This window comes from Lolliginicoccus lacisalsi, from assembly GCF_014841105.1.
GTDB classification, from domain to species: Bacteria; Actinomycetota; Actinomycetes; order Mycobacteriales; family Mycobacteriaceae; genus Lolliginicoccus; species Lolliginicoccus lacisalsi.
On the sequence record NZ_JACYWE010000011.1, the window covers coordinates 36,501 to 57,115 of the forward strand.

Genomic DNA, 20,615 nt, shown 5'->3' on the forward strand with positions numbered 1-20,615 from the left:
GCGGATCCGGCAGGTACCCAGGAGCTGCGTAGCCGCAGCGAGAGTTGGTCCCGCGCGCGCGGGTGGATATGGAGTGGATGCGTGAGCCAGACTGAGACGCCCGGGAACGAACCGAACGTCGCTCGGGACAGCGGCCCCCGCCCCTTTCCGCTCTCCGCGGCCCAGTACAGCATGTGGATGTCGCAGCAGCTCGATCCCGGCACGCCCGTCAACATCGCGATGTATGTCGAGATCCGTGGGGAGATCAACCATGCTCGCCTCGAGGAAGCCACCCTGCGCGCCGGCGCGGACATCGGCTCGGGATACCTGCGCATCCTCGACACCGAGGACGGGCCGCGCCAGGTCGTTGACCTCAGCCAGGGACAGTCGGTCGATCTGATCGATCTCTCGGACCGGGACGACCCGGCCGGGTCTGCCTGGGGATGGATGCAGCAGGAATACTCGACGCCGCTGGACTTCGCCACGGATCGGCTCGCGCGGTCGGCACTGCTCAAGCTGGGCGCGGACCATTACATCTGGTACATGCGCCTGCACCACATCGCCATCGATGGCTTTGGCGGCATGAACATGCTGCGACGCATCGCCGAGGTCTACTCGGCGCTTTCTGATGGCGAGGAGCCAGCCCCGCTCCGGACGAACTCCCTCGAGTCGATCTATGACTCGGAGATCGCCTACAAGGAGTCGAAGCGGTTCGCCGACGATCGGCAGTTCTGGACCGAGTACGTGCAGGACCTTCCCGAGAAGGTGACCCTGGCGCTGCGATCGGCCCCTGCCGCGCCCGTCAGCCTGGTGCGATCCGAGCCCGTGGCCGAGCGGACCGACGCGCTGATCGCCGAGACCGCCGCGGAGCGGTACCGCAAGTCCTGGGCCCCGACCGTGCTCGCGGCTTTCGGCGCATACCTCTCGCGCGTGAGCGGGCGCGACGAGATCGCGCTTAGCTTCCCGGTCAGTTCCCGGGTCACGAAGTTCATGCGGGCTTCCGGTGGCATGGTGTCGAACGTCGTGCCGATGCGGATCGCGGTGCCGCGCGGTGCCACTCCCCAGGAACTGTCGGATGCGATCGACACCCAGATCACCAAGACGCTGCGGCATCAGCGGTATCGCTACGAGGACCTGCGTCGCGACATGGGCATGGTGTCGGCGGACCGCGAGTTCTTCGGCCCGACGGTGAACATCATGATGTTCCAGCCCGAGGTCCGCCTTGGTGACGTCATTGGGCGGCTCGGCGTGCTCAGCACCGGGCCCGTCGAGGACCTGTCGGTGAACCTCTACCCCGGGTCCGGCGGAAGCCAGATCCAGGTCGATTTCGAGGCGAACCCGGGACGGTACAGCAAGGACGAGCTGGCGCGGCATCACCAGCGCTTCATGCGGTTCCTGGACGCGTTCGTCGCGGCGGATCCCGGGACGCCGATCGAGCAGATCGATCTGCTCGATGAGCCCGAGCGCGAGGCGCTCGACAGCTGGTCGCGCGGACCGTCCGCGGAGGTCGATCCCGAAGCCCTGGTGCGCGACATCGCTGACGTTCTGGGCCAGGCCGCCGGGGATCCGGTAGTGGGCTCGACGGCGGCTGTCGTCTCCGGCGACATCGTCGTCAGCTACGCCGAGCTCGCCCAGGCGGTCGCGGTGATCGCGGGCCGCCTGCGCGAGGCAGGGGTGGGCGCGGACGACGTGGTGGCCCTCGCGCTGCCCCGTTCGCCCGAGTGGATCGCGGCGATGGTCGCGACATGGCTGGTGGGCGCGGCCTACGCGCCAGTGGATCCGGCGTTCCCCGCCGAGCGGCTCGAGGCCGTCCTCGCTGATACCGGCGCCCGCGCGGTCGCCTGCCTGGCTGGCTGGACCCATTCCGGCGTGGTCCCCGACGAGCAGCGCGTTGTGTGCGATGTCGCGATGATGGCGAGCACGGATCCCGCGCCGCTGCCGGTGGGTGCTGCCTGGGGCGAAGCGCGTGCCGGGCTGCGCACTGCCTACATCATCTCGACGTCGGGCTCGACAGGGCGCCCCAAGCCAACGGTGGTGCCAATGGCGGGCGTGGCCAATACCGTGCAGTGGTACCGCCAGGAGACCTCGCTGGCGGCGGGGGAGGGCGTGCTCATCGCCTCCGCTCCCGGCTTCGACCTCACGCAGAAGAACGTGTGGGCCGCCGTCGCGGGTGGGGCGACGATCGTGCTCGCGCGCGATGGTTTCGACCCGGCGGACATCCTGCCGGCGATCCGCGACAACGGCGTGGTGCTGGCGAACATGTCCCCGAGCGCCTTCGAGGCGCTGGTCGATGCCGATACCGATGACGTGATGCGCGGCGTGCGCACGGTCTTCCTCGGCGGCGAGGCGATCCGGCCGCGGCCGGTCGCCGGGCTGCTGGCAGCGGGTGCGCGGATCGTCAACAGCTACGGCCCGACCGAGGCCTCGGACGTGGTGTCCTTCGCGGCGATGTCGGAGGCGGACCAGGTCTCGGTGCCGATCGGCCATCCTGTTCCCAATACCGGGCTGCATGTGCTCGACGGGTCGCTGCGCCCCGCGCCGATCGGTGTGCCGGGCGAGCTCTACGTCAGCGGCACCGGCGTGGGCCGCGGCTACGGCAGCCAGCTGGCGTTGACCGCGCAGCGGTTCGTGGCGAGCCCGTTCGGTGATCCGGGCGCGCGCATGTATCGCACCGGGGACCTGGTGCGGTGGCGCGCCGACGGCGAGCTCGAGTACATCGGGCGCACTGATTTCCAGGTGAAGCTGCGGGGCTTCCGCATCGAGCTCGGCGAGATCGAGCAGGCATTGGTCGGGCATCCCGCGGTGGGCCAGGCAGCGGCACGGGTGCAGCGGACCGAGGGGAAGCCGGACCGGCTGGTCGGTTACGCCGTCGCGGCGCAGGGCGAGACCATCGACGAGTCCGACGTCCTCCGCCACGTCTCCGGCTTCCTGCCGGGCTACATGGTGCCCGCGGTGCTGATGGTGCTCGACGAGCTGCCGCTGAGCGCGAGCGGCAAGATCGACCGCAAGGCGCTGCCCGAGCCGGACTTCGGCGCGATGGTGTCCTCGACGCGGGAGCCGACGAACGAGACCGAGCGGATCCTCGCGGGGATCCTCGCGGAGGTCCTGGGCCTGCCCTCGATCGGGCTCGATGACTCGTTCTTCGCGCTCGGCGGCGACAGCATCATGTCGATCAATGTGGTCTCGCGCGCGAAGGCAGCGGGCCTGCACATCACGCCACGGGATGTCTTCGAGAGGCGCACCGTCGCGGCCCTGGCGCAGGTTGCTGTCCACGCTGACGACGCGAGCCGCATCGTGCTCGAGGAACTCGACGGCGGCGGGATCGGCGAGGCGCCGCTGACACCGGTGATGCACTGGATGCTGGAACGGGGCGGGGACCACGCCCAGTACTCGCAGGCCGCGCTGCTGGCGCTGCCCTCGGGCATCGACGGGGACGGCATCGCCCGCACCCTGCAGGCCAGCCTGGACCACCATGACCTGCTGCGGGTCCAGGTGTCGCCCAAGAAGCTCTCCGTCCACCCGGCGGGAGCGGTGGCGGCGACCGATCTGATCACGCGTGTGCAGACCCAGGACGAGCCGGGATCCGACACGTTCGCGCAGGCCGTCTCGCACTCGCTGGAGGCCGCCTCGGAACGGCTCGATCCGGCGGCGGGCCGCATGCTGCAAGCCGTGTGGTTCGATTTCGGCAGCAAGACCGAGGGCCGGATCCTGCTGGTCATCCATCACGTCGCGATCGATGGTGTCTCCTGGCGGGTGCTCGTGCCCGATCTCATTGCCGCGTGGGCAGCCATCAGCTCCGGCGAGCAGCCCGCGCTGCAGCCGGTGGGCACGTCGTTCCGCCGCTGGGCGCATGGCCTCGAGGAGCAGGTGCCGGAGCGCGAGAAGGAGCTCCCGCTGTGGGAGGGGATGCTCGCCGGTGGCAGCGAGCCGACGCTCGGTTCCCGGCCCTTCGACCGCGACCGCGACCTCAACCGCACCCTGGAGAGGGTCACCTTCGAGCTGCCCACCGATGTCACCGACGCGTTGCTGACCCGCGTGCCCGAGGTGGTGCGCGGTGGTGTCGATGACGGCCTGCTCGCGGCGCTGGTGCTGGCGCTGGCGAAGTGGCGGGGCGCGGTCACGCCATTGATCGGGCTCGAGGGGCATGGCCGCGAGGCTGCCGCGGTGCCCGGCGCGGAGCTCGATCGCACGGTGGGGTGGTTCACGACGATCACGCCGGTGCGGTTCGACGCGTCCGGCGTGGACCTCGACAGCGCGTTTTCCGGAGGCAAGGCCATGGGCGAGGCGCTCAAGGCTGTCAAGGAGCAGTTGCGCGCGATCCCGGACCGGGGCATCGGCTTCGGCATGCTGCGCTACCTGCATCCCGATGGTGCCGCGCGCCTCGGCCAGGGCCCGGCGCCCCAGGTGATGTTCAACTACCTTGGGCGGTTCGTCACCGGCGAGATCCCCGACGAGGTCCGCGATCTCGGCTGGGTCCCGTCCGATGACACCGACGACCTGATGTTCACGTTCGCTCCGGGCATGGCCGCGCCCGGTGTCCTCGACATCACCGCGATGATCGCGCCCGCCGAGGACGGGCAGGTTCTCAAGGTCACGGTGCTGTACCCGTCGGGGCTGCTCGACGATCGTGCCGCCCATGAGTTCGTGGGCTACTGGAGCCGGGCGCTCGGCGCGCTCGGCGACTATGCCTCCGGGCCCGGCGCCGGTGGCCTCACGCCGTCGGATGTCGCGATGGTCGAGATCGATCAGCCGACCATCGATGGCATCGAGCGGCACTACCCGCTGCTCGAGGACATCTGGCCGTTGTCGCCGCTGCAGGCGGGCATGCTGTTCCATGCCGTGCTGGCCGAGGACAGCGTCGACGCCTACATGGTGCAGCTGGTGCTGCATGCGCGGGGCACCGTGGATGTGGAGCGCCTCGAGCGTTCCGCCAACGCGGTGATCGCCCGCCATGCCAACCTGCGCGCCGCGTTCATCACCACGGCCGATGGGGAGCCGCTGCAGCTCATCCTCGGCGAGGCCAGCATCAGCGTCCGGACGCTCGACCTCAGCGATGCCCCCGATGCGGATGCCGCGGTGTCGCGGTTCCTCGCGGAGGATCGCGAGCATCGCTTCGACATGGCGCGTGCACCGCTGGTGCGGATCACGGTGCTGACGATCGCGCCGGGCGAGCATCGCCTCGTCCTCACCAACCACCACATCCTGATGGATGGCTGGTCCACCCCGCTCTACCTGCGGGACCTCATCATGGTCTACGCCGCTGATGGCGACGCCTCGGCACTGCCCTCGGCCCGTTCCTACAAGGACTACTTGCAGTGGGTGCGCCGGCAGGACGCGTCCGAGTCCCTCGCGGCGTGGCGCGGCGCGCTGGCCGGCCTCGATGAGCCCACGACCCTGGTGCCGCTCGAGCGGGCCCGCAAGCACGATGCGCCGTCCCGCGAGCTCGTTCACGGCTTCAGCGACACCTTCACCCAGCGGGTCGTGCATGTGGCCCGCGACCTGGGCGTCACGGTCAACACCGTGGTGCAGGCAGCATGGGGGATCGTGCTCGCCACCGAGACGACCCGCAGCGATGTCGTGTTCGGCGCGACAGTGTCCGGGCGCCCGCCCGAGCTCGATGGCGTCGAGGACATGATCGGACTGTTCATCAACACGCTGCCCGTGCGGCTGCGCCTGGACCCGGGCGAGACGTTCGCCGAGCTCCTCGCGCGCCTGCAGGGCGAGCAGGCCGACCTGCTCGAGCATCACTACGTGCAGCTCGCCGAGATCCAGGGCGAGGCAGGCGAGGGCGCGCTGTTCGACACCCTCACCGTCTTCGAGTCCTATCCGGTCGACCGCGCTGGCCTCGGCGAGGGCCACGCCATCGCGGGCATGAGCATCGTGGATATCGAGGGCATCGACGCCGCGCACTACCCGGTCACGGTCATCACCCATGCCGAGCCCGAGCTGCGCCTCATCGTCAAGTTCTTCCCGGACCTGCTCGCGCCGGAGCGCATGTCCGCGCTGATGCAGCGCATGGTGCGCACGCTCGCCCGCATCGTGGAGCAGCCGGATACGCGGTTCGCTGACTTCGACGTGCTGACCGATACCGAGCGGGAGCACCTCGCGCCCGTGCATGGCGCCCCGGGGGAACCGCCGCGCGCGCTCCCCGACATCCTGGCCGCTACCGCCGCGGAGGCGGCGAGCAGCACCGCGATCATCGATCGGCACCGCGTGCTGACCTATGCCGAGCTCGATGCGCGCTCGTCACGGCTGGCCCGCTACCTCATCGACCTTGGCGTGGGCCCGGAGCAGTTCGTGGCGCTGGGCATGTCCCGGTCGGTCGAATCGCTGATCGGCATGTGGGCGGTGGTCAAGTCCGGCGGCGCGTTCGTGCCAGTGGACCCGAGCTACCCGACGGATCGCATCGAGCACATGCTGCGCGACTCGTCAGCGGGATTCGGGCTCACCGTCGCTGGCGAGCGCGGCGGGCTGCCCGGCATCACCGAGTGGATCACGCTCGACGATCCCGAGGTCGCCGCGCGCATCGATGCCTTCTCCGCGGCCCCGGTCAGCGATCGGGAGCGCCGCCAGTCGGTTCGCATCGCCAACACCGCCTACATGATCTACACCTCCGGCTCCACCGGCCTGCCCAAGGGCGTCGTGGTGACGCATCGGGGCATGGCGAACTTCGCGGCCGAGCAGCGTGACCGGTACGCGGTGACGCACGACTCGCGGGTGCTGCACTTCTCCTCGCCGAGCTTCGACGCCTCCGTGCTCGAGTACCTGCTTGCCTTCGGGACCGGCGCCACGATGGTGGTGGTGCCGCCCGGAACCTTCGGCGGCGATGAGCTCGCGGACGTCATCCGCGAGCACCAGGCCACCCATGCCTTCATCACCCCGGCCGCGCTCGCCTCGGTCGATCCGGCGGGCCTCGATTCGTTCCAGCATGTCGTGGCCGGCGGCGAGGCCGTTCCCGCCGACCTGGTGGCCCGCTGGGCGCCAGGGCGCCGCATGTACAACGGCTACGGGCCCACTGAGACCACGATCATGGTGATGATCTCGCAGCCCATGTCCGCGGGGCAGGATGTCGTCACCATCGGCCCACCGATCCGCGGCACCCGCGCGATGGTGCTCGACTCGCGGCTGCGGCCCGTGCCGGTCGGTGTCGCCGGCGAGCTCTATGTCGCGGGAATGGGCGAGGCACGCGGCTACCACGACCGTCGCGGCCTCACCGCGGAGCGGTTCGTCGCTGATCCCTGCGGCAAGCCCGGCGACCGGATGTATCGCACCGGCGACCTCGTGCGATGGACGACGCATGGTCCCTCCGGCGGGCTGGAGATCGAGTACCTGGGCCGCACGGACTTCCAGGTCAAGGTGCGGGGCTTCCGCATCGAGCTCGGCGAGATCGATGCTGCCCTTGCCAAGCATCCCAGCGTGGATTTCGCCGTCACCCTCGGCAACACCGGGTCCAGCGGCATCACCCGGCTGGTGGCATACGTCAAGCCCGTCGCTGGTGCCACGCTGGATCAGCAGGAGCTCGTGGATTTCGTGGGCGAGACGCTGCCGTCGCACATGGTGCCGTCCGCGATCATCATGCTCGACGAGATCCCCCTCACGGTGAACGGCAAGCTTGATCGCCGCGGCCTCCCGGAGCCCGTGTTCACCTCGGACGAGGACAGCTACGTCGAGCCGTCGACCGCGGCGGAGCAGGCCATCGCCGGGATCTTCGCTGGCGTGCTGGGCCTTGAACGGGTGGGCGTGCACGATAGCTTCTTCGACCTCGGTGGCAACTCGTTGTCCGCCACTCGTGTCGTCGCGCGCATCAAGAATGCCTTCGACGCGCAGCTTGGCGTGCGCGATCTGTTCGAATCGCCAACGGTGGCCTCGCTCGCGGCTCGCATGGATGGTGCCGCGAGCGCCCCCGACACCGCCCTGGTGGCGCGCCCGCGCCCGGAGCGGCTGCCGCTGTCCCTGGCGCAGCAGGGCCTGTGGTTCATCAACCAGTACGATCCGTCCTCGGGCATCTACAACATCGCGTTCGGCGTGGACCTGACCGGCCAGCTCGATGTCGCCGCGATGCAGCAGGCAATGCGCGATGTGCTCGAGCGGCACGAGGCCCTGCGCACCGTGTTCCCGGCCGACACGCAGGGCGCGCACCAGGTGATCCTGCCGATGGCGGAGACCGACATCCCGATCGACGTCGTCGATGTCGATGCCGATGCCGCGGCCGCGGCGGGCTCGTCGTTCGCCGGGCCCGCGGAGGAGCCTGCCATCGAGTTCGTCTCGCGCGGCTTCGACGTGCGCGCGGAGCTGCCGATCCGCGCCCGGATCTTCCGCGTGGCGCCCGACCGGCACTTCCTTGCCATCGTGGTGCACCACATCGTGGCCGATGGTGGCTCCATGCCACCGCTGGCCAGCGACCTCATGTATGCCTACTCGTGCCGCGTCGATGGCGCCGAGCCGCAGTGGGAGCCGCTGCCGGTGCAGTACGCCGACTACGCGCTGTGGCAGCGCGAGGTCCTCGGCGACGAGACCGACCCGGGCAGCGTGGTGGCGCGGCAGCTCGAGCACTGGTCCTCCACGCTGCGGGGCATCCCGCAGCTGCTTCCGCTGCCCACGGATTTCCCGCGCCCCGCGACGCAGTCGATGCGCGGCGCGACCGTCCGGTTCGGGATCGACGCGGAGGTGCACCGGCGCCTCGCGGAGCTCGCGCGCGAGCACAACGCGACCGTGTTCATGGTCGCTCACGCGGCTCTCGCTGTCCTGCTCGCCCGGCTCTCGGGAACCACGGACATCGCGATCGGCACCCCGGTCGCTGGCCGTGGCGAGGAAGCCCTCGAGCGGCTCGCGGGCATGTTCGTCAACACGCTCGTGCTGCGGGCGCAGGTGAACCCGGACGCGACGTTCGCGGAGCTGCTCGCCGAGGTCTGGGAGCAGGACCTCGCGGCGTTCAACAATGCGGATGTGCCGTTCGAGCGCGTCGTGCGCGAGATCGGCGTGGATCGCGCCGCGGGCCACTCGCCGCTCTTCCAGGTGATGCTCGCGTTCCAGAACACCGATCCGGTGCGGTTCGCGCTCAGCGGCCTCGAGGTGGTCGCGGATGGGCTCGACATCAACAGCGCCAAGTACGACCTGCTGCTCACGCTCGAGGAGATGCACACCGAGCGGGGCGAGCCGAGCGGCATCAAGGCGCACCTGACCTATGCGACGGATCTGTTCGAGCACCAGACGATCGAGCAGTACTGCGAGCGCTACGCCCGCGTCCTCGAGGCGATCATCGATGATCCCGGCATCGCGGTCGGTGACATCAACCTGTTGTCCAGCGAGGAGCAGGGCCTGTTCACGACGGGGCCGCAGCCCACTGGCCGCTTGCAGCAGCGGGTCGAGCAGGCCTTGTCGAAGGAGCCCGATGGCGCCGCGTTCGTCGTCGATGGCATGCGCGTGTCCTACCAGCAGGTCCAGGACCGCGCCCGGGTGGTAGCCGAGCGCATCGGCGAGGAACGCATCCACGATGATGGCCACTACGCGCTCGCGCTGCTGACTTTCGCCACCGGCGCGTCCGATGATGGTGCCGCCATGCGGCTGATCGACAGGCTCGTGCCGGTGCTCGATGCGGTCGCCGGGGACACGGCGCTCGCGCTCGGCGCGCTCGGGCAGAACCTCGATCTCGGAGCGGTCGGCGGCGGGGGCGGCTGGAACGATACGGCCCGCCAGGTCCCCGAGACGACCCTTGCTGACATGTTCGCGCAGCAGGTCGTCAAGACCCCCGATCTGCCTGCCCTGGCATACCGGCAGCGCTCGCTCACCTACGCGGAGCTCGATGCCTGGTCCAGCCAGCTCGCGCGGCACCTGATCAGCCTGGGGGTTGGCCCGGAATCGCGGGTCGCGCTGGTGATGCGCCGTTCCCTGGAGATGGTCGTCGGCATGTACGCCATCATCAAGGCCGGCGGTGCCTACGTGCCGGTGGATCCCGACCATCCCGCGGAACGCATCGACTGGGTCCTGGGCTCGTCGCGGCCGGTATGCGTGGTCACCACCACCCGTGACCGCGTGCCGCTCGCCGAGGGCGTCACGGTGCTCGAGCTCGACCGCCTCGACACCAGCAGCCTCGATGCTGGGCCGGTCACCGACGAGGACCGGGTCGCGCCGCTGTTTGCCGACCACATCGCCTACATCATCTACACCTCGGGCTCCACCGGTAACCCGAAGGGCGTGGCCGTCTCGCACCGGGCGATCGCCAACCGCCTGCTGTGGATGCAGCACGAGTACGCGCTCGCGCCGAGCGATGCCGTGCTGCAGAAGACCCCGTTCACCTTCGACGTGTCGGTGTGGGAGTTCTTCTGGCCCCTGCAGGTCGGTGCCCGGCTGGTGGTCGCGCTGCCCGATGGGCATCGCGATCCCGCGTACCTGACCGAGCTGATCGAGCAGGAGCGCATCACTGTCCTGCACTTCGTGCCCTCGATGCTCGCGGTGTTCGTGGCCGCGGCGACCGAGAGCGGCTGGGGCGATCGCATCGCCACGCTGCGCATGGTCTTTGCCAGTGGCGAGGCGCTCGCTCCCGCCACCGCGGCAGGCCTCGCCGAGCTCTCCGATGCGGCGCTGCACAACCTCTACGGCCCCACCGAAGCAGCCGTGGATGTCACCTACCACCAGTACACCGGCGATGACACCGTCACCGTGCCGATCGGCGCGCCCGTGTGGAACACCCAGGTGTACGTGCTCGACAACCGGCTCTCGCCCGTGCCGATCGGCGTGCATGGCGAGCTGTACCTTGCCGGCATCCAGCTTGCTCGCGGCTACGTCGGGCAGCCAGGCCTGAGCGCGGACCGGTTCATCGCGAGCCCGTTCGGCGCGCCCGGCGAGCGGATGTATCGCACCGGCGATCTCGTGCGCTGGCGCAAGGACGGCGAGATCGAGTACATCGGCCGCACCGACTTCCAGGTGAAGCTGCGCGGACTGCGCATCGAGCTCGGCGAGATCGAGGCCGTCCTGCAGGCGCAGGAGGGCGTGGACCAGGTCGTGGTCGTGCTGCACCGCGATCCCACCGCGGGCGACCAGCTCGTTGGCTATGTCACCCCCAAGCCTGGCGCGGAGCTGCAGGTCGATCACCTGCGGCGAGGCGCGGCCGAGCGCCTGCCCGAGTACATGGTGCCGCGCGTGATCATGGTGCTCGACGAGTTCCCCCTCAACATCAACGGCAAGCTCGATCGCAAGGCCTTGCCCGAGCCCGAGCACAGCACCGGCACCGAGGTGCACGCCGCGCCATCCGGCCCGGTGGAGGAGATCATCGCGGGCATCTTCACCGAGGTCACCAATCATGAGCGCGTGGGCGCGACGGTGTCGTTCTTCGATCTCGGTGGCAACTCGCTGTCGGCCACGCTGGTGACCACCCGCATCAACGACGCCTTCGGTTGCGACCTCAACCTGCGTGACCTGTTCGAGTCACCCACCGTCGCGGGCCTCGCCGCGCTCGTCGAGCACCAGGGCGCCCGGGGGGCTGCCCGGCCCAAGCTGGTGCGCCAGCCGCGCGACGGCCACATCCCGCTGTCGCTGGCGCAGCAGCGCCTGTGGTTCCTCAACCGGTTCGATTCCGCGTCCGCGGTGTACAACATGCCGCTCGTGCTGCGGCTGTCGGGCAAGCTCTACGTTTCAGCCCTGCAGGAGGCGCTGCACGACGTCGTGGGCAGGCACGAGTCCCTGCGCACCGTGTTCCCCATGCATGATGGCGAGGCCACGCAGGTCATCCTGCCGGCCAGCAGGGTCGACATCGATGTGTCGCCGGTGGACGTCGCGGGCTCCGGTGCCCTCGAGCGGGAACTGTTCACCCTCGCCTCGGTCGGGTTCGATGTCACCGCGGAGCCGCCGATCCGCGCTGCCCTGCTGCGCACCGCGCCCGACGAGCACACCCTCCTCGTGGTCGTTCACCACATCGCGGCGGACGGGGCCTCGCTCGGTCCGCTCGCGAAGGATCTCGTCACCGCCTACAAGGCCCGGGCCAACGATGACTCCCCATCGTGGGAGCCCCTGCCCGTGCAGTACGCCGACTACGCGATGTGGCAGCGGGAGCTGCTCGGCTCCGAGAACGATCCGGAGTCGGTCGCTGGCCGCCAGATCGCGTTCTGGCGCGAGACGCTCGCGGGGATCCCTGACGTGCTCGAGCTGCCGACGGACCGGCCGCGCCCGCCCGCGCAATCGCAGCGGGGCGCCACCTTCGCGTTCACCATCCCCGCCGCGGTGCAGGCAGGCCTGCAGGAGCTTGCGCGGGAGAAGCGCACCACCATCTTCATGGTCGTGCACGCGGCGTTCGCGACGCTTCTCTCGCGGCTGTCCGGGTCCGATGACGTCGCGATCGGCACCCCGGTCGCGGGGCGCGGGGAGCGTGCGCTCGACCCGCTCGTCGGCATGTTCGTCAACACCCTGGTCCTGCGTGCCCAGGTCGATCCAGAGTCCTCTTTCGAGGATCTCCTCGCGTCGGTCCGCGAGCGCGACCTCGCGGCGTTCACGCAGGCCGATGTGCCGTTCGAGCAGCTTGTCGACGCCCTGCGGCCGCCGCGGTCCAACGCTCACGCGCCCCTGTTCCAGGTGGTGCTCGCGTTCCAGAACACCGATCCCATCGCGTTCGACCTCGACGGGATCGCGGCCGAGCTGCGCACTGTCGACGTGCACACCACCAAGTTCGACCTGATGCTCGACCTGTCCGAGCAGACCGACGAGACCGGTGCCCCCGCGGGCATGCGCGGGCACTTCGTGTATGCCACCGATCTGTTCGACGAGGCCACGATCGTGGGCTTCGCCGACCGGTTCGTGCAGGTGCTCTCCGCGGTGATCGACGATCCGCAGCGGCCCGTCGGCGATATCGAGATCGTCAGCGACGCCGAGCGGGCCGCCATCGTCCCGGTGCGCGGCGGTGCTGCCCCGGAGCCCATGGTGCTTCCTGCCCTCCTCGAGCGGGCTGCAGCGGTGGATCCCGCCGCGACCGCGGTGATCGCCGGGGACCGCGCGCTCACCTACGAGCAGCTCGATCGTGGCTCCTCCATGCTCGCGCGCGTCCTGCTCGGCCGTGGTGTGCGGACCGGCCACGTGGTGGCGCTCGCGATGCCACGATCGATCGAGATGGTCGAGGCGATCTGGGCGGTGGCGAAGACCGGCGCGGCGTACGTGCCCGTGGATCCTGCCTATCCGGAGGACCGCATCGCCCACATGATCTCGGACTCGGGCGCGAGCGCGGGCCTCGTCCTCGCAGCCGACCGGTCCGCGCTGCCCGCGGGCATCGAGTGGATCAGCATCGATGACCCCGGCTTCCGCGAGGGCCTCGCCACCATGCCCGATGGCCCGGTCACCGATGCCGAGCGCGGACCGATCTCGGTCGGGTCCGCCGCCTACATGATCTACACCTCGGGCTCCACGGGCCTGCCCAAGGGCGTCGTGGTCACCCATCGGGGGATCGCCGCGGTCGTGGCCGAGCAGATCGATGCGTTCGGCCTCACTCGGGGCTCGCGGGTGCTGCAGGTCGCCTCGCCGTCCTTCGACGCGTCGGTGTTCGAGCTGCTCATGGCGTTCGGCCCTGCCGCCACCCTCGTTGTGGTGCCGGGCGGTGGCCGCGACGCGGCCGGTTCCGTGGGCCAGGTGCTGCGCGACCAGCACGTCACCCATTGCGTGATCACCCCCTCGGTGCTCGCCTCGCTCGATCCCGCCGAGCTGACCGATATCGAGACGCTGCTCGTTGCCGGCGAGGCCTGCCCTCCCGAGCTTGTTGCCCAGTGGGCGCCCGGGCGCCGCATGCTCAACCTGTATGGCCCGACCGAATCGACGATCTGGTCCACCGCGAGCGCCCCCATGCAGCCCGGGCAGCCCGTGGACATCGGGCGCCCCATCGTGGGCACTGATGTGCTGGTGCTCGACGGCCGGCTCCGGCCCGTGCCCGTCGGGGTCGCTGGCGAGATGTACCTCGCCGGCGAGGGGCTCGCGCGCGGCTACCACAATCGCATCGGGCTCACCGCGGCCCGCTTCGTTGCCGATCCGTTCGGCGGCCCCGGGGAGCGGCTCTACCGCACCGGCGACCTCGTGCGCTGGAAGCACGATCACACCCTCGAGTACCTGGGCCGCACCGACTTCCAGGTCAAGCTGCGCGGCCTGCGCATCGAGCTCGGCGAGATCGAGGCCGCCCTCGCCCGGCACGCCACCGTGAGCCAGGCCGTGGTCACGGTCTACCACGACGCTCACATCGGCGATGTGCTCGTCGCCTACGTGGTGGCGGCCAGCGGGGAGGCGCGGCTCGATACCGAGCAGTTGCGCGAGCATGTCGGCGAGGGCCTGCCGGCCTACATGGTGCCGCAGGTCATCATGGTGCTCGACGCGATCCCTGTCACGGTCAACGGCAAGACGGACCGCAAGGCTCTGCCGGACCCCGACCTCGGGCTGCTGCAGCAGGAGTTCCGGGCGCCGGCCTCGGCGATGGAGGAGATCATCGCTGGCATCTTCGGCGAGATCACCGGCCGGGAGCGCGTCGGCGCGGACGACAACTTCTTCGACATCGGCGGCAACTCCCTGTCCGCCACCCGCGTGGCTGCCCGGGCCAGCGAGGCCACCGGTCGCGAGATCGGGGTGCGGGAGTTGTTCGACGCTCCCACGGTCGCTGAGTTCGCCGCCGCGGTGGAATCCGCGGCCACGGGAACCACCCGGCCGCCGCTCGCGCCGCTGTCGGAGGATGCCGCCGCTCCGCTGTCGCTGGCGCAGAACCGCATGCTCGTGCTCAACCAGCTCGACACGAGCTCGCCGGCGTACAACATCCCGCTGATGCTGCGGCTCGCCGGAACGCTCGACGCTGAAGCGATGTCCGCCGCGATGCACGATGTCATCAGCCGGCACGAGGTCCTGCGCACCACCTACCCCGAGGTGGACGGCGAGCACGTCCTCGAGGTGGCCCCGGCGCGGGAGATCCCCACCTCCCTCGCACCCGTGGATGTGGCGGGGGAGGAGCAGCTCCTTTCCCGTGCCACTGCCCTCGCCACCGCCGGTTTCGACGTCACCCGGGATGCACCCGTCCGCACCGCGCTGTTCCGCCTCGCCGAGGACCAGCATGTGCTCGTGCTCGTCGTCCATCACATCGCGGCCGACGGTGAATCCCTCGCGCCACTCGCCCGGGACGTGATGATCGCCTACTCGGCACGTGCCGAGGACCACGAGCCCGGCTGGGCGCCGCTCGCCGTGCAGTACTCGGACTTCGCCGCGTGGCAGCGCGATCTCCTCGGCTCCGAGGATGATCCCGCGTCGCTGCTGTCCACCCAGATCGCGTACTGGCGCACGGCCCTGGCCGATCTGCCGGAGCTCATCGAGCTGCCCACCGACCGGCCGCGGCCGGCCGTGATGTCCCAGCGCGGTGCCCAGCATGAGCTCGCGCTCGACGCCGCGACGCAGCAGCGCATCATGGACCTCGCGCGCCGCCACAACGCCACCCCCTTCATGGTGGTGCATGCGGCGCTCGCAATCCTGTTGTCGCGGTTGTCCGGCGAGACCGACATCCCCATCGGCACCCCGGTGGCAGGACGTGGCGACCGCAAGCTCGACGACCTCGTCGGCATGTTCGTCAACACCCTCGTGCTGCGCACCGAGATCGCCTCGGGGCAGCGGTTCGTGGACTTCCTCGACCAGGTGCGCCGCTCCGATATCGCCGCGTTCACCCACACCGATGTGCCGTTCGAGAAGCTTGTCGAGGCACTTGATCCGGCACGGTCACGGGCGCACGCGCCCCTGTTCCAGGTGCTGTTCACCTTCCAGAACAGCAGCTCGCCCCGGTTCGAGCTGCCAGGCCTCGCCGTGGAGCCGATCGAGGTGGACACCCACACGGTGAAGTTCGACCTCGATATCGCGGTGATCCAGCAGTGGACGGACAACGTCGTCCCCGCCGGCATGCGGGTAGTGCTCACCTACGCCACCGATCTGTTCGACGAATCGACCGTGGCCAGCTTCGGCACGCGCTTCGCCACGCTGCTCGGCAGTGTGCTCGAGGCACCCGAGGCAGCTATCCGCGACCAGCGCTGGATCGACGGCGCCGAGCTCGATCAGATGGCCACGCTCGGGCACGGCGACCGGCGGCCGGTGATGGAGGCCAGCCCGCTGCACCGGTTCCGCCAGCAGTGCGCCGCGACCCCTGACGCCGCCGCCATCCGCGACGGCGGCCTCGTCCTCACCTACCGGCAGCTCGACGCTGCTTCCACCCAGCTCGGCGAGGAACTCGCCCGCGCGGGCGCGGGACCGGACGATGTAGTGGCGCTGCTGCTGCCACGCTCCGCCCAGTGGGTCGTCGCGATGCTCGCCGCGTGGAAGACCGGGGCGGCCTACGCGCCCATCGACCCGAAGTTCCCCGAGGACCGGCTCGCCGCGGTGCTCGCCGACACCCAGGCAAGGGTCGCTGTGGTCGCCGGCCCGGGCCCCTGGGACACGCTCATGGCCGAGGGCACGGTCTTCACCCTCGACGAGCGCATCGCCGAGGCGCCCCCGGTCGCTACGGCGCTGCCCGATCGCTGGACCGAGGCAGGCGCGGGCGACCGCATCGGCTACGTCATCTCCACCTCTGGCTCCACCGGCAGGCCCAAGCCGACCCTGGTGCCAATGGCGGGGATCGCCAACACGCTCGAGTGGTACCTCGACGCTTCAGCGATCGACGCCGGCGATGGAGTGCTGATCGCCTCCTCGCCCGGCTTCGACCTGACCCAGAAGAATGTCTGGGCGGCGCTGTCCGCGGGCGCGACCATCGTCATCGCCGAGGACCCGTTCGACCCGGCGAGCATCCTGAGCTCCCTCACGGATGCCCCCGTCGCGCTGGCCAACATGTCGCCGAGCGCGTTCGAGGCCCTCGTCGAGACCGATGACACCCATGTCCTCGACAGCCTGCGCAGCGTGTTCCTCGGCGGCGAGGCGATCCGCCGCAAGCCGATCGCCGAGCTGCTCGCGGCAGGCGTGCGCTTCTACAACAGCTACGGGCCCACCGAGGCCTCCGATGTGGTCTCCTGGGCACCCGTGGAGCCTGGCGCGGACGGGACAGCTCCGATCGGCGAGCCCATCCCCAATATCGATCTGTTCGTCCTCGACGGTGACCTGCGGCCCGTGCCGCCGGGGGTGGGGGGCGAGCTGTATGTCGCCGGAATCGGCGTCGGGCGTGGCTACGGCGGGATGACCGCGCTCACCGCGCAGCGCTTCGTCGCGTGCCCGTTCGGCAAGCCGGGCGATCGCATGTACCGCACGGGCGATCTTGCCCGGTGGACCACCGAGGGGCAGCTCGAGTACCTGGGCCGCACGGACTTCCAGGTGAAGCTGCGCGGCTTCCGCATCGAGCTCGGCGAGATCGAAGCTGTCCTCGCCGCGGACCCAGCCATCAGCAAGGCGCACGTGCAGGTCTACCACGATGCCCACGCTGGCGATCAGCTCGTGGCCTACCTCGTGCCGGGCCCGGGCGCCGAGCCCGACCGGGACGGGCTGCGCGCTCATGCCTCGGCGAGCCTGCCGCCGTACATGGTCCCGGCAGCGATCGAGATGCTGGAGGAGTTCCCCCTCACGGCCAGCGGCAAGCTGGACCGCAGGCGGCTGCCTGTTCCGCAGCTCGCCGTTGCCGCCACCGGCGAGCATGTGGCGCCGACCAATCCGGTAGAGGAAGCGATCGCCGCCGTCTTCGCCGAGGTCCTCGGTGTGCCGGAGGTGTCGATCACGGTGCCGTTCTTCGACCTCGGCGGGAACTCGCTGGGCGCGATGAAGGCCGTGGCCCGCATCAGCAGCAGCCTCGGCGTGAAGGTGCGCCTGCAGGACCTGTTCGACGCGCCCACCGTCGCCGAGCTCGCGGTCCGCGTCGAGCACGCCCATGCCCTGCGGGGCGGCGGGCACCCGCTCGCTCCCGCTGATCCGCGGCCCGAGCACATCCCGCTGTCCCTCGCGCAGCAGCGCATGTGGCTGATCAACCGGTTCGACCCCGCATCGTCGGCCTACAACATGCCGTTGATCGTGCGGCTCTCCGGCGAGCTGGATGCCGCCGCGCTCGCCCAGGCCGTCGCCGACGTCATCGAGCGCCACGAGACCCTGCGCACGATGTTCCCCGAGGGGCCCGAGGGCCCGTCGCAGCGCATCCTGCCAGCCGCGGACACCACGATCGACCTCGCGGTGCAGGAGGTCCCCGAGCAGGAGGCCATCGCGCGCATCACCGCGCTCGTGGCCCGCGGGTTCGACGTGACCCGGGAAGTGCCGCTGCGCAGCGCGCTGCTGCGCATCGCGCCGACCGAGCATGTGCTCGTCATCGTTGTGCACCACATCATCGGTGATGGCGAATCCATGACACCGATGGCGCGGGACGTGATGATCGCCTACGCCGCGCGGTCCGCCGGCGACATCCCGGGCTGGGAACCGCTCGAGGTGCAGTACGCGGACTTCGCGATCTGGCAGCGCCGCGAGCTCGGCGATGCCAGCGAGCCGGGCACGCTGGCGGCCGAGCAGCTCGACTACTGGCGCGAGAACCTCGCCGGGCTGCCCGCACTGCTCGACATCCCCACCGACAGGCCGCGCCCGGCCACGGCCGGAACCGAGGCCGGGACCGTCACCTTCCAGATCGGCGCCGACGCCCACCAGGGCCTCTCCGGCCTGGCCAAGGAGCAGAACGCTTCCCTGTTCATGGTGCTGCACGCCGCGTTCGCCACGACGCTCGCCCGCATCACTGGGACCAGTGATATCGCGGTCGGCTCACCGGTAGCCGGTCGTGGCGAGGCCGCGCTCGACGACTTGATCGGCATGTTCGTCAATACGCTCGTGCTGCGCACCGAGGCAGATCCGGACATGACGTTCCAGGACTTCCTGCACGATGTCCGCCGGACCGACGTCGCCGCTTTCGAGCATGCGGATATCCCCTTCGAGCAGATCGTCGATGCGCTCGGAGCGGGTGGCTCCCACGCCCACGCGCCGCTCGTGCAGGTGGTCATCAGCCTGCTCAACCCGCAGCAAGGCGCCCTTGAGCTGCCCGGGCTGGTCGTGAGCCCGTTCGAGGGCGCGAGCGAGTCCGCCAAGTTCGACGTGCTGCTCACCCTGGAGCAACGATTCACCGACCAGCATGAGCCCGACGGGATCGCCGGCACGATCGTCTACCGTGCCGATATCTTCGATGCTGCCTCGATGCAGCGCCTCGGGCACCGGTTCGAGCGAGTCATCGGCGCTGTCCTCGCCGATACCACGGTCATTCTTGGCGATATCGACATCACCGACGAGGACGAGGCGAGCAGCATCGTCCAGGGTGGTGCCACGGCCAGCGAGAAGCCACGCGCCGAGGCCAACGGCGGCCTCGCGGGTGGTGGCCTCGTTGAGCCCGAGACGCTGGCCCAGATCCTCGCCCGAGGTGCCGAGGCCGATCCCGCCGGAACCGCGATCATCGCTGGCGCCAAGAACGTCACCTATATGAACCTGGACAAGCGGTCATCCCGGCTCGCTCGGCTGCTCATCCGCAACGGAGCGGGGCCCGAGAGCGTCGTGGCCCTCGTCCTGCCCGTCTCCACCGAGCTCGTCGTCGCTACCTGGGTCGTCGCGAAGGCCGGGGCGGCGCTCCACATCATTGATCCCGCCTCGGGCGCCGCGAGCCTCGACGGCTTCACCGGCATCGTGGTCTCCACCACTGGGATCGAAACGGGGACCAGCGCTACCCGCATCGATCTCGACGACGCGGCGACCAAGGCACAGCTGAAGGCATTGCCGCCGACACCGATCTCGTTCTACGACCGGTCCGGCACGCTGCGCGCCACAAACACCGCCTACCTGGTCCCCGCGGGCACCGGGACCGTCGCGGAGATGCCTCACACGGGCATCGCCTCGGCGCTGGCGGACCTGCGCTCCTGGACCAGCGTGGCCGAGGCGAGCAGCGTTCAGGTCGTCGAGCCCACTGACCCAGCCCGCACGATCCTCGAGGTTGCCCTCGCGGCCTCGGCGAGCCTGCCCGTGGACGTCACGGGAGCCGCGGATGGCGGCGGGGTCCGCTTGGCCACCTTGATGCCGGGCGAGCAGGTTCCCGAGGGCCAGGCCATCACTACCGGGATTGCCGGGACGGTCACCGCGCGCGCTGTCGCGTCGGGGAGCGATGTGGCGATCACGCCGGCGCGGGGGACTACCTGGCTGATCCTCGACGAGGCATTGCAGCCCGTGGGCCCCGGGATCGAGGGCGAGCTCTATATCGCTGGCCCGGCGCTCGGGCGTGGGTGCCCCCAGGCGCTCGCGGCCACGGCCGTGTCGTTCGTCGCCGACCCGATCGGGGCCGCTGGTGGCCGGATGCACCGGTCCGGGGTGCGCGCGCGCTGGACCGGCGACGGCACTGTCGCCTGGACTGGTGCCCAGGCGTAGCCCGTGGCTAGCTGCCGCTCCCGGAGGATTTCCGCGCGGCGCGAGAAGCATTGCGGGCGGTTGGCTTTGCCGAGGCGTGTGATGCGCGTCTCCCTAACCTGGTTAGCATGTAAAGGCGATGTGTCGTGTTCGTAACACGGTGACGCCTAATCCGGGGCGAGGTCGCGCAGCAGTTAGGGATCGCAATGGCTTCTCCGACAGTTTCTCGCCTCAGGCTCCTGCCTCAGTTGTTGGCGGCGGCGGTGGAGGTGGATCCGTCGGGCCCGGCTTTGGTGCTGGGGGACCGGGTGGTG

General features: G+C 70.1%; 1 protein-coding gene. It reads left to right on the plus strand.

The features are described from left to right. Positions 1–81 precede the first annotated feature (81 nt). Entirely contained in the window at positions 82–20,322 is a 20,241-nt protein-coding gene (locus tag HT102_RS15240; protein WP_192040305.1) for a non-ribosomal peptide synthase/polyketide synthase, read from the plus strand. Positions 20,323–20,615 lie beyond the last annotated feature (293 nt).